The following is a 13,413-nucleotide window of genomic DNA, read 5'->3' as shown; positions in this document are numbered from 1 at the left end:
CGCTCGGACAGCTAGGGTCCAAGGCGTGCGTCGTCTCCTGGTTCCCGCCGTCGTGGCCGTCCTGCTCGCGGCGGGGTGCAGCGGCGATCCGGTGCCGAGCGCGCCGGCGCCGGTGGACAACACCGCGATGGTGCTGGCCGACGCCTCGGAGCCGGGCTCGCTCAACCCGCTGCTGGGCTACGCCCCGTACGGCGCCGCGAGGTTCTACGACGGGCTGATGGAGTTCGGCCCGACGAAGGTGCCGCAGACGGTGCTGGCGGCCCAGCAGCCGCAGCCCGCGCCGGACGGCCGGTCGTGGACGGTGAAGGTCCGCCAGGACGGGGTGAGGTTCTCCGACGGCAGCAAGCTCACGGTGGACGACGTGGTGGCGACCTACCAGGCGCTGCTGGACCCGGTCTACGCCTCGCCGCTGCGCGCCTCCTACGACATGCTCAGCGCGGTCGTGAAGGTGGACGCGAGCACGGTGCGCTTCGACCTGGCGTACCCGTACCCGGCCCTGCCGACCAAGCTCACCCTGGGCATCCTGCCGCACACGGCGCTGACCCCGCCCGGGCCGCTGGCCAACTCCCCGGTCAACGCCAAACCGGTGGGCACCGGCCCGTACCAGTTGGTGAGCTGGACCAAGGGCGACCGGATGGTGTTGCAGGCCAACAAGTCCTACTTCGGCGGGGCCCCGAAGGTGAGCAAGGTGACGGTGCTGTTCCAGCCCGACGACGCCAAGCGCGCCGAGCAGGCGCGGGCGGGTCAGCTGGACGGGGCCGAGGTCTCCCCGCAGCAGGCGGTGGCCTTCGCCAAGGTGGACGGGGTCCGGGTGATCACCCAGGACAGCGCCGACTTCCGCGCGATCACCCTGCCCACGGCCAACCGGGTCACCGGGGACAAGGCGGTGCGGCTGGCGCTGAACTACGCGGTGGACCGCAAGGCGCTGATCGGCTCGGCCCTGGCGGGCAAGGGCTCCCCGGCGTACACCCCGATGCCCGGTTCCATGCCGGAGTTCATCGAGACCCAGGCGACCTACCGCTACGACAAGGCCGAGGCCGCGCGCGTGCTGGAGCAGGCGGGCTGGGTGCCCGGGGCCGACGGGGTGCGGGCCAAGGACGGGGTGCAGGCCCGGTTCACCCTGCTCTACCCGACGGGGGACACCGAGCGGGCGGCCGTGGCGCAAGCGTTTGCCACGCAGGTCAAGGCGATCGGGGTGCAGGTGGAGGCCACGGCCCTCGCCCCGGAGGCGATCACGGCGCGGGGCGGGGCGGACGCCCAGGTGCTGGGCGGCGGCGACCCGTTCAACCCGGACACCGGCTTCGCCCCGGTGCTGCACACGGGCGGCGCGCTCAACCCCGGCGGCTACAGCAACGCGCAGGTCGACACCGCACTGGACAACGCGCGCAAGGCCACCGACCCGGCGCGCCGCGCCACCGCGTACCGGCAGGCCCAGCGCGCCTACACCGCCGACCCGGGCCTGGTCGTGCTGGCCTTCGTGAACCACACCTACGTGGTGCACGACGAGTGGACCGGCTACCAGCCCGTGACCGAACCCGCCGTGCACGGGGCCCTGGGCTGGGGCCCGTGGTGGAACCTCCAGACCTGGGGACCGCGATGATCGATCTGACCGCCGTCCGACTCGACACGCCCGCCGCGCGGCGGCACGTCTTCCTGGACAGCGCCGGGTCCTCGCTGCCGCCGACCCCGGTGGTCGAGCAGGTGCTGGCCCACGTGCGCCGGGAGGCCGAGGTCGGCGGCTACCTCGCCGCCCAGGAACGCCTGGACGACCTGGAGCGGGGCTACTCGGTGCTCGCGCGGCTGCTGGACTGCCGCCCCGAGGAGATCGCCTTCACCGACAGCGCCACCCGGTCCTGGCTGGCCGCCGTGGACGCCGTGCCGCTGGCCGAGGGCGATCGCGTGCTGGTGACCGAGGTCGAGTACGCCGCGAACGCGATCGCGTTGCTGCGTAAGGCCGAGGAGACCGGGGCGAGCATCGAGCCGGTGCCCTCCGAGCCCTCCGGCGAGATCAGCCTGGACGCCCTGGACCGCATGCTGGACGAGCGGGTGAAGCTCGTCTCGCTGGTGCACGTGCCCACCAACAGTGGGCTGGTCAACCCGGTGCGCGAGGTCGTGGACGCGGCGCACCGGGTCGGCGCGCTGGTGCTGCTGGACGCCTGCCAGTCGGTCGGCCAACTGCCGGTGCACGTGGCCGAACTGGGCGTCGACCTGCTGTCGGCCACCGGGCGCAAATGGCTGCGCGGCCCGCGCGGCACGGGCGTGCTGGTGGTCACCGCGCAGGCGGCGGGCAGGCTGCGGCCCCGGCTGGTGGACCTGCGCGGCGCGGTGTGGGAGACGCCCACCAGCTACACCCTGCGCGAGGACGCCCGCGCCTACGAACTGTGGGAGTACTCGGTCGCCGACCGGCTCGGCCTGATCGAGGCCGCCCGGTACGCCCTGGACCTGGGCCTGGACAAGATCGCCGAGGCGGTGGGGGAGCGGGCCGCCCGGGTGCGCGAGGGGTTGGCCGAGCTGCCCGGCGTGCGGGTCCGCGACCTCGGCACCCGGCGCAGCGGGCTGGTCAGCTTCACCGTGGACGGCCTGGCCGCCCCCGAGGTCCGCGACCGGCTGCGCGCCGCGGACATCACCGTGACGGCCAGCTTCACCGCCTCGACCCTGTTGGACATGACCAAGCGCGGGCTGTCCTCGGTGGTGCGCGCCTCCCCGCACTACTTCGTGGCGCCCGAGCAGATCGAGTCCTTCCTGGCGGCCGTGTCGAAACTCGGTTAGCCGAGTTGGCTACCCTTGGGGCCATGCTCAGCCGCACCGACCTGCGTGGTCGTGTCCCGTCACCGGCCCAACTGCGCGCCGCTCTGCCGCGCGCCGAGGTGGACGTGGACGCGGTGCTGCATCAGGTGCGGCCGGTGGTGGACGCGGTGCGCGAGCGCGGTGTCGAGGCGGTGCTGGAGCTGGCCGAGCGGTTCGACCGGGTGCGGCCCGAGTCGGTCCGGGTCCCCGCCGAGCGCATCGCCGCCGCGCTGGCCGGGCTGGACCCCGCGGTGCGCGAGGCCCTCCAGGAGTCGATCACCCGCGCCAGGAAGGTGCACGCCGACCAGCGGCGCACCGACACCACGACCCAGGTCGTGCCCGGCGGCACGGTCACCGAGCGCTGGGTGCCGGTGGCCCGGGTCGGCCTCTACGCCCCCGGCGGGCTGGCCGTGTACCCGTCCAGCGTGGTCATGAACGTGGTGCCCGCACAGGCCGCCGGGGTCGAGTCGCTGGTGGTCTGCTCCCCGCCGCAGGCCGAGCACGGCGGGCTGCCGCACCCCACGGTGCTGGCCGCCTGCGCGCTGCTGGGCGTGGACGAGGTGTGGGCCGTTGGCGGCGCGCAGGCCGTGGCCCTGCTGGCCTACGGCGGCACCGACACCGACGGGGCCGAGCTGGTGCCCGCCGACCTGGTCACCGGGCCGGGCAACATCTACCTGACCGCGGCCAAGCGGCTGCTGCGTGGGCTGATCGGCATCGACTCCGAGGCCGGGCCCACCGAGATCGCGATCCTGGCCGACCACAGCGCCGACCCGGCGCACGTGGCCGCCGACCTGATCAGCCAGGCCGAGCACGACACCCTGGCGGCCAGCGTGCTGGTCACCACCTCCGAGCAGCTGGCCGACGCGGTGGACGCCGAGCTGCACCGGCAGGTCGGCGCGACCAAGCACAGCGAGCGCATCGCCACCGCCCTGCGCGGCAGGCAGTCCGGCTGCTTCCTGGTGTCCACTGTGGACGACGGGTTGACCGTGGTGGACGCCTACGCCGCCGAGCACCTGGAGATCCAGACCGAGTCGGCCGCCGAGGTGGCCGCCCGGGTGCGCAATGCGGGCGCGGTGTTCGTCGGCGCCTGGTCCCCGGTCTCGCTGGGCGACTACTGCGCTGGCTCCAACCACGTGCTGCCCACCGGCGGCTGTGCCCGGCACTCCTCGGGCCTGTCCGTGCAGACCTTCCTGCGCGGCATCCACGTCATCGACTACAGCCGCGAGGCGCTGCGCGAGGTCGCCGACAAGGTGGTCGCGCTCGCCGACGCGGAGGACCTGCCCGCACACGGGCAGGCGGTCACCGCACGGTTCAAGGACTCCCAGGCATGACGCAACCCATTGGCAGCCGGGTCCGGCTCGCCGACCTGCCGCTGCGCGAGGACCTGCGCGGCGGCACGCCCTACGGCGCCCCGCAACTGGACGTGTCCATCCGGCTCAACACCAACGAGAACCCGTACCCGCCGCCGCCCGAGCTGGTGGCCGACGTGACGGCCGCGGCCTCGGCCGTCGCCGGGGAGCTGCACCGCTACCCGGACCGGGACGCCGTCGCGCTGCGCACGGACCTGGCCGCCTACCTGGCCGCGAGCACCGGCGTGCCGGTCACGGTGGACAACCTGTGGGCCGCCAACGGGTCCAACGAGATCCTGCAACAGCTGTTGCAGGCCTTCGGCGGCCCGGGGCGCACGGCGCTGGGCTTCGAGCCCTCGTACTCCATGCACCCGATCATCGCCGCGGGCACGCGCACCGACTGGGTGCCCGCCCCGCGCCGCGCGGACTTCTCCCTGGACACCGCCGAGGCCGCCAGGGTCATCGCCGAGCGGGCCCCGGACCTGGTGTTCATCACCAGCCCGAACAACCCGACCGGCCAGTCCATCCCGGTGGACCAGCTGCGCGAGCTGATCGCGGTCGCGCCGGGCGTGGTGGTCGTGGACGAGGCGTACGCGGAGTTCTCCAGCCAGCCCAGCGTGCTCGGCCTGCTGGCGGAGTTCGCGGAGAAGCTGGTCGTCACCAGGACCATGAGCAAGGCCTTCGCCTTCGCCGGTGGGCGGCTGGGCTACCTGGCCGCCGCCCCCGCGCTGATCGAGGCCCTGCTGCTGGTGCGGCTGCCCTACCACCTGTCCAGCCTCACCCAGGCCGCCGCGCGGGCCTGCCTCGCGCACGGGGAGCAGACCCTGCGCTCGGTGGCCACCCTGGTCGGTGAGCGGCACCGGGTGGTGGACTCCTTGGCGGGCATGGGTTTCCAGGTCGTGCCCAGTGACGCCAACTTCGTCCTGTTCGGACAGTTCACGGACGCCAGGGCCTCCTGGCGGTCCTACCTCGACCAGGGGGTGCTGATCCGCGACGTCGGCATCGGCGGGCACCTGCGGGTCAGCATCGGCACGCCGGAGGAGAACGACGCCTTCCTGGCCGCTAGCAAGGAGATCGTGCGATGACGCGGGTCGGCAGGATCGAGCGGACCACCAGGGAGTCCTCGGTGCTGGTCGAGGTGGATCTCGACGGCACCGGCCAGGTGGAGATCGACACCGGGGTGCCGTTCTACGACCACATGCTCACCGCGTTCGGCACGCACGGCAGCCTGGACCTGGTCGTGCGCGCCACCGGTGACGTGCACATCGACGCGCACCACACCGTCGAGGACACCGCCATCGTGCTGGGCCAGGCGATCCGGCAGGCCCTTGGCGACAAGAAGGGCATCCGGCGCTTCGGCGACTGCTGGATCCCGATGGACGAGACCCTGGCGCACGCCGCCGTGGACGTGTCCGGCAGGCCGTACTGCGTGCACGTGGGCGAGCCCGAGGTGATGACCGGCTTCGTGGTCGGCGGCAACTACCCGACCGTGCTCAACCGGCACGTGTTCGAGTCGCTGGCCTTCCACGCGCAGATCGCCTTGCACGTGCGGGTGATCCACGGCCGCGACCCGCACCACATCGCCGAGGCCGAGTACAAGGCCATCGCCCGTGCGCTGCGTGCCGCCGTCGAACCCGACCCTCGGGTGTCCGGCGTGCCCTCCACCAAGGGAGTGCTGTGAGCGAGCTTGCGAGCGAACCGTTCAGCACTGCGACCGCGCGAATGCGCGCGCCGAGCGCCAGCGAGGTGGGGGCATGAGTACCAGTCAGTGGATCACCGTGGGGCTGCTCGCGGTGGCCGGTTTCCTCGTCGGCGGGGTCTACACCACCTGGAAGACCGCCAAGGTCATGGCCGTGATCCTCGGCGTGCTGGCCGCCCTCGCCGTGGGCGGGGCCGTCGCCTGGTACGTCTCGGGCTGACCCAAGCGCCATGAAAGTGCCGTTCCTGGCACTGGACGCCAGGAACGGCACTTTCATGGCATCAGCCGCAGGGCGTTCGCGGGCACCGAGCCGGTGAGCCACACGCCGTTGGCAGACACGCGGAACACGTGCCCGGCGGCGGACATGCCCGCCGCGTCGACCTCGAACACCACGGGACGTCCGTGTCGCGCGCCGACCCGCCGCGCGGTGGCCACGTCCCGGGACAGGTGCACGTCGTGGCGCCGCATCGGGCGCAGGCCCTCGGCCAGGATCGCGGGCACCGTGCGCTCGGCGGTGCCGTGGTAGAGCACGGCGGGCGGCTGCGCCTCGGGCAGGTCCAGGTCGACCTGCACGGAGTGGCCCTGGCTGGCCCGGATGAGCGTGCCGGTCCCGTCCAGTGCGAACCGGCTCTTGTCGTTGTGCGCCACCACGTGCTCCAGTTCGGCGCGGGTCATGCGCAGCGCGTGGAGCAGCGGCTCGACCTCGGTCCAGCCGCCGGTCCCCAGCGTCACGCCGAACTGCTCCGGCGCGTGCCGCAGGCACTTGGCCAGCCGCTTCGACAGGGTGATCATTCTTTTGTCCACGGCCTCCACTGTGACCCGGCCGTGCAAGCGCATTTCAGGCGGCGGCCACCTCGGGGTCGGTGAACAGCAGGTCGGCCAGCAGCACGTCGGTGCCCGCGAGCCCGGTGGAGCAGAACAGGGTGGTCTGACCCTCGCTGATCCGCCCCGGCAGGTCCCCGGCGATGATGCCGCCGAGGTGGCTGAGCCGGCGCCCGGTGAAGAACGGGTTGCCGTAGGCCGCCGCCTGCGCGGGCGAGTCGCTGCACACGATCGCCGAGACGCTGGCCAGTTCCGCGGGCAGTTCGCTGGCCCCGCGCAGCTTGGGCCCGATCGTGTTCACGTGGCAGCCGGGGGAGAAGGCCGTCGCGGGCAGCACGGGCCGGGTGGACTTGGTGGCCACCAGCACCACGTCGGCCCCGCGCACCGCCTCCACCGAGTCGGCCATGGCCACCGCGTTCAGGCCGAGCACCTCACGGGCCCGCGCCGCGAACCTGGTCCGGTTGGCCGGTGTCGGCGAGCTGACGCGCACCTCGGTGAAGCCGCGCACCGCCGAGGCGGCCCACAGCTGCGCCCAGGACTGCGTGCCCGAGCCGATCACCGCGCAGACCGAGGCGTCCGGCCGGGCCAGCGCGTCCACCGAGGCGCCACCGATGGCCCCGGTGCGCAGTGCGCCGAGCGCGTGGCCGACCACGACCCCGCGCACCTTGCCGTCCGGACCCCAGACGGCCACGAGTTGGTCCGCGTGCTCGGGCCCAGGCCAGAGGCCGTAGCAGCCGAAGCCGACCGTGCCCGCCTCGGTCCCACCCGCGGTGAACACCAGTTCCGTTGAGCCCACGTCGATTCCGGTGCGGGGCGGGGCCTTGAGGGTGCCGCGGTGTGCCTGGACCAACGCGTCCCGGCAGACCCGAACCGCCGCACCCGGCCGCAGGGCCGCGCGCACCTGCGCGTCCGAGATCACTTTCACACCGACAAGTCTGCGACCGCGACCACGGGGGCGGTCAATACGCCGAGGTCAGCACCCTCGAAAAGGAGCAACCCCGATCACGCAGCGCAGACCGGTACCGCCTGCGGGGACTCAGGGGATCCCTCCCTCGGCGGCGGGCCACAGCCGGGGCGCTCCCGGCCCGTAGTCGGCCAGCCGGTCCTCGGCGTTGTGCAGCCCGCACACCCGCAGCGACAGGCAGCCGCATCCCACGCAGTAGGTGAGTTTGTCTCGAAGTCGTTGCAGCGCGTCGATCCTGGCGTCCAGCTCGGCCTGCCAGTTGCGGGAGAGCCGGGACCAGTCCGCCTTGGTCGGGGTGCGCCGCTCGGGCAGCGTGGCCAGCGCGGAGCTGATCTCCTCCAGGCTCAGGCCCACCCGCTGGGCCGTCCGGATGAAGGCCAGCCTGCGCAGCACCGACCGGTTGTACCGGCGCTGGTTGCCCGCGCTGCGCTCGGCGGTGATCAACCCCCGGTCCTCGTAGAACCGGAGCGCGGTCTGCGCGACACCGCTGCGCTCGGAGACCTGGCCGATGGTCAGCCAGTCGGGAAGCTTCGACACCTCGCCGAGCCTAGTACTTGACCTCCAGTTAGGTCGAGGTTGGAGGGTTGGCCGCGTGACCGGATACCGAGACCTCGCAGCCCTGATCGACCGGATGCCCAGTCCGGCGAAGTACGCCAACATCGTCAACTCCACACTGGACGTGCTGTGGGTGCTCTACGACCGCGTGCTCGACGTCTCCCCGGAGCGGATCGAGGACCCGGACCGCGACCGCTTCCTGCTGTCCAAGGGGCACTGCCCCAACGCGTTCTACGCCGTGCTGGCGGCCAAGGGCTTCATCGAGGCCGCCGAACTGGACAAGTGGGGCAGCTTCGCCTCGCGCCTTGGCAAGCACCCCGACCGCGTGCTGCTGCCCGGGGCGGAGATCGGCAGCGGCTCGCTGGGCCACGGGCTCGGGCTCGGCGTGGGCACCGTGCTCGGCCTGCGGGCGCAAGGCCGCACCGCACCGAAGGTCGTAGTGCTGGTGGGCGACGCCGAGATGGACGAGGGCAGCAACCACGAGGCGATCGTGCTGGCCGGCCGGCTCGGGCTGGAGCAGTTGACCGCCGTGGTCGTGGACAACACCTCGGCCAGTCACGGCTGGCCGGGCGGGATCGGCGCGCGCTTCGCCCTCGAGGGGTGGGCGGAGCGCGTCGTCGACGGGCACGACCACACGGCGCTGTACGAGGCGTTCACCCAACCGCACCCGGGACGGCCGCTGGTGGTCGTGGCCCAGGTCGAGCCGAAGAACTAGGGGGAGACACACGATGAGGGACGCCTTCGCCGAGACGATCTCGCGCGCGCTGGACACCGACCCGAGGCTGGCGCTGGTGCTGGCCGACATCTCCGCGGACCGGATCCAGCAGGCCGCGCGCAGGCACCCCGACCGCGTGATCAACGTGGGCATCCGGGAGCAGTTGCTGATCGGCGTCACCGGCGGGCTCGCGCTGGCCGGGATGCGGCCGGTGGCGCACAGCTTCCCGCCCTTCCTGGTGGAACGGGCCTTCGAGCAGATCAAACTCGATCTGTCCCACCAGGACGCCGGTGCCGTGCTGGTCAGCTGGGGCGGCTCGTACGACATCGCCGACAACGGCCGCACGCACATGGCCCCCGGCGACGTCGCGCTGATGGACACCTTGCCCGGCTGGCGCATCCAGGTCCCCGGCCACCCGCGGGAAGCCGCCGAGCTGGTCAGCGCGGCGCTGCCCGGCGAGGACTCGGTGTACCTGCGGCTGTCCGCGCAGAGCAATGCGCAGGCCCGGCCCGTGACCCCGACCCTGCAGGTGGTCCGCCGAGGACGCGAGGCGGTGGTGGTGGCAGTCGGTCCGACCCTGGACCGGGTACTGGCCGCCACGGCGTCGATGGACGTCACCGTGCTCTACGCCAGCACCGTGCGCCCGTTCGACGGGGCGGGGCTGCGTGCCGCCGTCGAGTTCACCGGCCGTGCCGACGTCGTGCTGGTCGAGCCGTACCTCGCGGGCACGTCCACGCACTGCGTGGCCGAGGCGCTGCTGCACGTGCCGCACCGGGTGCTGGCCCTGGGCGTGCGCCGCGACGTGGAGTTGCGCGCCTACGGCGAGCCCGCCGACCACGACGCCGCACACGGGCTGGACGTCACCGGGATCGCCGCTGCGGTGCACACCTTCACGGGCTAGCCGGTGATCTTGGCATGATGGTCCACCGTGACCGCGAGAAGCCTGATCTGGACTCCCGTGCCCACCGCTCAGCTGCAACTGCGGCTGCACGCGGAGGGGGACGGTCCGGCGCTGCTGGTCCCGGTGGAGTCGGGCACGGTGCTGGCGCCCTCGCCCGCGCTGCGCTTCCACCGGGTGGTGGCGCTGGCGCGGGCCTGTCGCCGGGTCGGCGGGCACGCGGTCGCCGTGCGCTGGAACGAGCGGGCGGCCACCGTGCACCCGGTCTACGACAAGATCGTGTATGGCTGGTCCTGGGGCGGGCACGCCCAGGTGCTCGCGCTGATCGACCAGACGGTGGCCCGCGGCCCGGTGAGCCGGGCGGTGCTGCACGGGCAGTTCCTGGTCAACCGGGACAAGCGCGAGGACCGGTCCCGGCACGACCTGGTGACCGCGCGGTTCGCCGAGTCGCTCGGGGCCGCTGAGGACCCGGTCTTCCAGCGGGTCCGCGACTGGCAGACCGGCGGCCCCGACGAACTCGCCGCGCTGTTCGAGACCGCGGGCAAGTCCGACGTGGCCAAGGTCGTGCGCCTGGTGCAGGCGGGCACCGCGGACTCCTGGCTGGCGAAGCTGCCCGAGGCCGGCCGCAAGGCCGTGCGCACCGGTCCACTGGCGACGGTCCTGCCGGTCGTGCCCGTCACACAGGGCTCGGTGCCCCCGCCCGGCCAGGGCTGAGCGCGGGACTCACGGGGTTCCTGCGCGTGTCGGCGCTTCCGGTGCCGCGTGTCGGACGTTCCGGTGCCGCATGTTGGCGTTCCCAGCGCGCCATCCCACGAGCTGGGAAAATGGGCGCCACGCGCGGACACGCCGTACGGGAAGCGCCGACACGCGCTTTTCGGTGGACCGTTAACCTGGGCTGGTGCCTCGTGTTGTCGTGCTGGACTACGGATCAGGGAACCTGCGCTCGGCCGAGCGGGCGTTGCGCCGCGTCGGCGCCGAGGTGGAGGTGACCGCCGACCATCGCGCGGCGCTGGACTGCGACGGCCTGGTCGTGCCCGGGGTCGGCGCGTTCGCGGCCTGCATGGCCGGGCTCAACGCCGTGCGCGGCGGCCGGATCATCGGCGAGCGGCTGGCCGGTGGCCGACCGGTGCTGGGCATCTGCGTGGGCATGCAGATCCTGTTCGAGCGCGGGGTCGAGCACGGCATCGAGGCGGAGGGCTGCGGGGAGTGGCCGGGCACCGTGGAGCGGCTGCACGCCGAGGTGCTGCCGCACATGGGCTGGAACACGGTGCGGGCACCCGAGGGCACGGGCCTGTTCGCCGGGCTGGGGCCCGAGGAGCGGTTCTACTTCGTGCACTCCTACGGGGTGCGCAAGTGGGAGCTGGTGCCCGACAGCAGGCTCGCCGCGCCGTTGGTGACCTGGGCCGAGCACGGCGAGCCCTTCGTGGCGGCCGTGGAGAACGGCCCGCTGTGCGCGACCCAGTTCCACCCGGAGAAGTCCGGGGACGCCGGGGCCCAGCTGCTGAGGAACTGGCTGAACGGGCTGTGACCGCGGGCGTTAAGGTTGCCCCGTGACCTTCCAGCTCCTCCCCGCTGTCGACGTCGCCGAGGGCAAGGCCGTGCGCCTGGTCCAGGGCGAGGCCGGAACCGAGACCTCGTACGGCGACCCGCTCGACGCGGCGCTGGCGTGGCAGGCCGACGGCGCCGAGTGGATCCACCTGGTTGACCTGGACGCCGCCTTCGGGCGCGGGTCCAACCGCGAGCTGCTGGCCGGTGTGGTCGGCAAGCTGGACGTCAAGGTCGAGCTGACCGGCGGCATCCGCGACGACGCGTCGCTGGAGGCCGCCCTGTCCACCGGCTGCGCCAGGGTCAACCTGGGCACCGCCGCGCTGGAGGACCCCGCCTGGTGCGCGAAGGTCGTCGCCGAGCACGGCGAGCGGGTGGCCGTCGGCCTGGACGTCAGGATCACCGAGCAGGGGCACCGGGTGGCCGCTCGCGGCTGGACCCGTGACGGTGGCGACCTGTGGGAGGTGCTGGACCGGTTGGACCGCGACGGGTGTTCCCGCTACGTCGTCACCGACGTGAGCAAGGACGGCACCCTGCGCGGTCCCAACCTGGAGCTGCTGCGCGAGGTCTGCGCCCGCACCGACGCGCCGGTGGTCGCCTCCGGCGGTGTGTCCAGTGTGGACGACCTGCTCGCGCTGGCCGAGCTCTCCCAGGACGGGCTGGAGGGCTCGATCATCGGCAAGGCGCTCTACGCGGGCAAGTTCACTCTTGCTCAGGCCCTCGCTGCCGTAGCAGCTCGGTGAGCTGCTCCACGATCCACGCCTCGCCAGCCTCCCGGTCGTAGCCCAGGCTGAACAGCACCTTCGCGGCCACGCTCTCGTCCTCGGCCACGATGCCGAGCAGGATGTGCTCGGTGCCCACGTAGTTGTGGCCCAGCCGCAGCGCCTCGCGCACCGTCAGCTCCAGGACCTTCTTGGCGCCCGGTGTGAACGGGATGTGCCCCGGCACGTTCTCCTTGGCGGGGCCGAGCACGACCTTCACCGAGTTGCGCAGTTGCTCGGCGGTGATGCCCTGCTCGGTCAGCGCCTTGGCGGCCAGCGCCTCGGGCTCGCACAGCAGCCCGAGCAGCAGGTGCTCGGTGCCGATGTAGTTGTGCCCGGCCCTGCGGGCCTCCTCCTGGGTCTCCACGATCACGTGCCTGGCCCGGTCGGTGAACCGGCTGAACGGGCCCATGTCCACGATGGTCGAGGCGTCGGCCTTGGGCACGAACCGCTTCTGCGCGGCCTGCTTGCTCACGCCCATGCTCTTGCCGATGTCGGTCCACGAGGCGCCCGCCTTGCGGGCCTGGTCCACGAAGTGACCGACGAGGTGGTCGGCCAGTTCGCCGAGCCGCTCGGAGATGAGCACGGCGTCGGCGAGCTGGTCCAGGGCGTCACCGTTGGGGTGCAACGCCTTCACAGTGGTGATCATGTCGTCGAGTCGGTACTGGGGTGCGTCCATGCGTCAACGATAGGTTGACGATCCGCCAATCGTCAACCTCAAGTTGACGTCCATTCAGGCGACACCCGGCTCGATCGCGATGCCGATCGTGCCCTTGCTGCCCCGGCGCACCCTGCTGCCCCAGACCAGCAGCCGACCCGTCACCGGGTACTTGCGGGTGATCAGGTGCCGCGCGCTCTCGGTGCCCGCCGCGTCCAGCAGGCGTGCGCGCCCCGGCACCGGGTCCCCGGTCGGGTTGCCTTTCACGTCGCAGGGGGCCAGTTCCACCGTGTCGTCCCGGCGCAGCCGCTTGACCTTGCCCGACCCAGCCACCGTCCACACCACCAGCAGTTCACCGTCCCGGGCCACCCACACGGGGGTCGGCACCGGGGTCCCGTCCTTGCGGAACGTCGTGAGCAGCAGGTACTTGCCTGCGGAGAGTCGCTCCACCTCGGAGAGTGCCACGAGGCCAACGCTAGCGCGGTCCGGTCGTCCAAGGTGGCAGGACAAGCCATGAAGGTGCCCTTCCGGGCGTTCAACGCCGTGAAGGGCACCTTCGTGACGTCACGGGGGCGGTCGCCGGACCCGCAGCTACGCCACGAAGGTGCCGTTGCGGACGCCCAACGTCGTGAAGGGCACCTTCGTGACACTTCGGCGCGA

16 protein-coding genes are annotated in these 13,413 nt (G+C 72.6%); 11 read left to right on the top strand and 5 right to left on the bottom strand.

Annotated elements, in window-relative coordinates; translation table 11 throughout:
• The first annotated feature begins 25 nt into the window (after nt 1–25).
• The 6 genes from KALB_RS34695 (at nt 26) to KALB_RS48345 (ending at nt 6,055) form a co-directional block, all read left to right on the top strand.
• Complete coding sequence (locus tag KALB_RS34695) at nt 26–1,600, top strand: ABC transporter substrate-binding protein (RefSeq protein WP_030109600.1); 1,575 nt, start codon at nt 26–28, stop codon at nt 1,598–1,600.
• Nucleotides 1,597–2,769: an aminotransferase class V-fold PLP-dependent enzyme gene (locus KALB_RS34690; protein WP_025360272.1), complete on the top strand. Its 1,173-nt coding sequence runs from the start codon at nt 1,597–1,599 to the stop codon at nt 2,767–2,769. Before KALB_RS34695 ends, KALB_RS34690 begins: the two co-directional genes overlap by 4 nt.
• Before the next feature lie 23 nt (nt 2,770–2,792).
• Nucleotides 2,793–4,118, top strand: coding sequence for a histidinol dehydrogenase (gene hisD / locus KALB_RS34685; protein ID WP_025360271.1), 1,326 nt, complete (start codon nt 2,793–2,795; stop codon nt 4,116–4,118).
• A complete protein-coding gene (locus KALB_RS34680; RefSeq protein ID WP_025360270.1) occupies nt 4,115–5,221 on the top strand; it encodes a histidinol-phosphate transaminase in 1,107 nt (368 codons plus the stop codon). Before hisD ends, KALB_RS34680 begins: the two co-directional genes overlap by 4 nt.
• The gene (gene hisB, locus KALB_RS34675) at nt 5,218–5,817 is read left to right on the top strand and encodes an imidazoleglycerol-phosphate dehydratase HisB (RefSeq protein WP_025360269.1); all 600 of its coding nucleotides are present in this window, start codon (nt 5,218–5,220) and stop codon (nt 5,815–5,817) included. Before KALB_RS34680 ends, hisB begins: the two co-directional genes overlap by 4 nt.
• 73 nt (nt 5,818–5,890) lie before the next feature.
• Nucleotides 5,891–6,055 carry a hypothetical protein gene (locus tag KALB_RS48345; protein WP_169743544.1) on the top strand — a complete coding sequence of 55 codons (165 nt, stop codon included), beginning with the start codon at nt 5,891–5,893 and terminating at the stop codon, nt 6,053–6,055.
• Nucleotides 6,056–6,108: 53 nt separating this feature from the next.
• Here KALB_RS48345 and KALB_RS34670 read toward each other — a convergent pair whose 3' ends face one another.
• The 3 genes from KALB_RS34670 to soxR form a co-directional block, all read right to left on the bottom strand.
• Entirely contained in the window at nt 6,109–6,627 is a 519-nt protein-coding gene (locus KALB_RS34670) for an RNA 2'-phosphotransferase (protein ID WP_236650085.1), read from the bottom strand.
• Between the two features lie 46 nt (nt 6,628–6,673).
• Entirely contained in the window at nt 6,674–7,582 is a 909-nt protein-coding gene (locus KALB_RS34665) for an ornithine cyclodeaminase family protein (protein ID WP_025360267.1), read from the bottom strand.
• Nucleotides 7,583–7,693: 111 nt separating this feature from the next.
• Nucleotides 7,694–8,158 carry a redox-sensitive transcriptional activator SoxR gene (soxR, locus tag KALB_RS34660; RefSeq protein WP_025360266.1) on the bottom strand — a complete coding sequence of 155 codons (465 nt, stop codon included), beginning with the start codon at nt 8,156–8,158 and terminating at the stop codon, nt 7,694–7,696.
• A 94-nt stretch (nt 8,159–8,252) separates the two neighbouring features.
• Between soxR and KALB_RS34655 the strand changes: the two genes are divergently transcribed.
• The 5 genes from KALB_RS34655 (at nt 8,253) to priA (ending at nt 12,077) form a co-directional block, all read left to right on the top strand.
• On the top strand, nt 8,253–8,891 hold the full coding sequence (locus tag KALB_RS34655; RefSeq protein ID WP_042222943.1) for a thiamine pyrophosphate-binding protein: 639 nt from the start codon (nt 8,253–8,255) through the stop codon (nt 8,889–8,891).
• Nucleotides 8,892–8,904: 13 nt separating this feature from the next.
• A complete protein-coding gene (locus tag KALB_RS34650; protein ID WP_025360264.1) occupies nt 8,905–9,792 on the top strand; it encodes a transketolase family protein in 888 nt (295 codons plus the stop codon).
• A gap of 27 nt (nt 9,793–9,819) precedes the next feature.
• Nucleotides 9,820–10,503 carry a hypothetical protein gene (locus KALB_RS34645; RefSeq protein WP_148309771.1) on the top strand — a complete coding sequence of 228 codons (684 nt, stop codon included), beginning with the start codon at nt 9,820–9,822 and terminating at the stop codon, nt 10,501–10,503.
• 184 nt (nt 10,504–10,687) lie between these two features.
• Entirely contained in the window at nt 10,688–11,317 is a 630-nt protein-coding gene (gene hisH / locus KALB_RS34640) for an imidazole glycerol phosphate synthase subunit HisH (RefSeq protein WP_201771854.1), read from the top strand.
• 22 nt (nt 11,318–11,339) lie between these two features.
• Nucleotides 11,340–12,077 (top strand): bifunctional 1-(5-phosphoribosyl)-5-((5-phosphoribosylamino)methylideneamino)imidazole-4-carboxamide isomerase/phosphoribosylanthranilate isomerase PriA, encoded by a 738-nt coding sequence (gene priA / locus KALB_RS34635; protein WP_025360261.1) that lies wholly within the window; start codon nt 11,340–11,342, stop codon nt 12,075–12,077.
• Here priA and KALB_RS34630 read toward each other — a convergent pair.
• Nucleotides 12,037–12,774 (bottom strand): Clp protease N-terminal domain-containing protein, encoded by a 738-nt coding sequence (locus KALB_RS34630; RefSeq protein WP_025360260.1) that lies wholly within the window; start codon nt 12,772–12,774, stop codon nt 12,037–12,039. The two genes, priA and KALB_RS34630, sit on opposite strands and share 41 nt — an antisense overlap.
• 54 nt (nt 12,775–12,828) lie before the next feature.
• A complete protein-coding gene (locus KALB_RS34625; protein WP_025360259.1) occupies nt 12,829–13,218 on the bottom strand; it encodes a PPOX class F420-dependent oxidoreductase in 390 nt (129 codons plus the stop codon).
• Nucleotides 13,219–13,413 lie beyond the last annotated feature (195 nt).

Origin of the sequence: Kutzneria viridogrisea DSM 43870 (assembly GCF_000525635.1) — a bacterium.
Lineage (GTDB): Bacteria > Actinomycetota > Actinomycetes > Mycobacteriales > Pseudonocardiaceae > Kutzneria > Kutzneria viridogrisea.
Note: the sequence above shows the minus strand (reverse complement) of the source record. Positions and strands in the feature narration are given on the sequence as shown.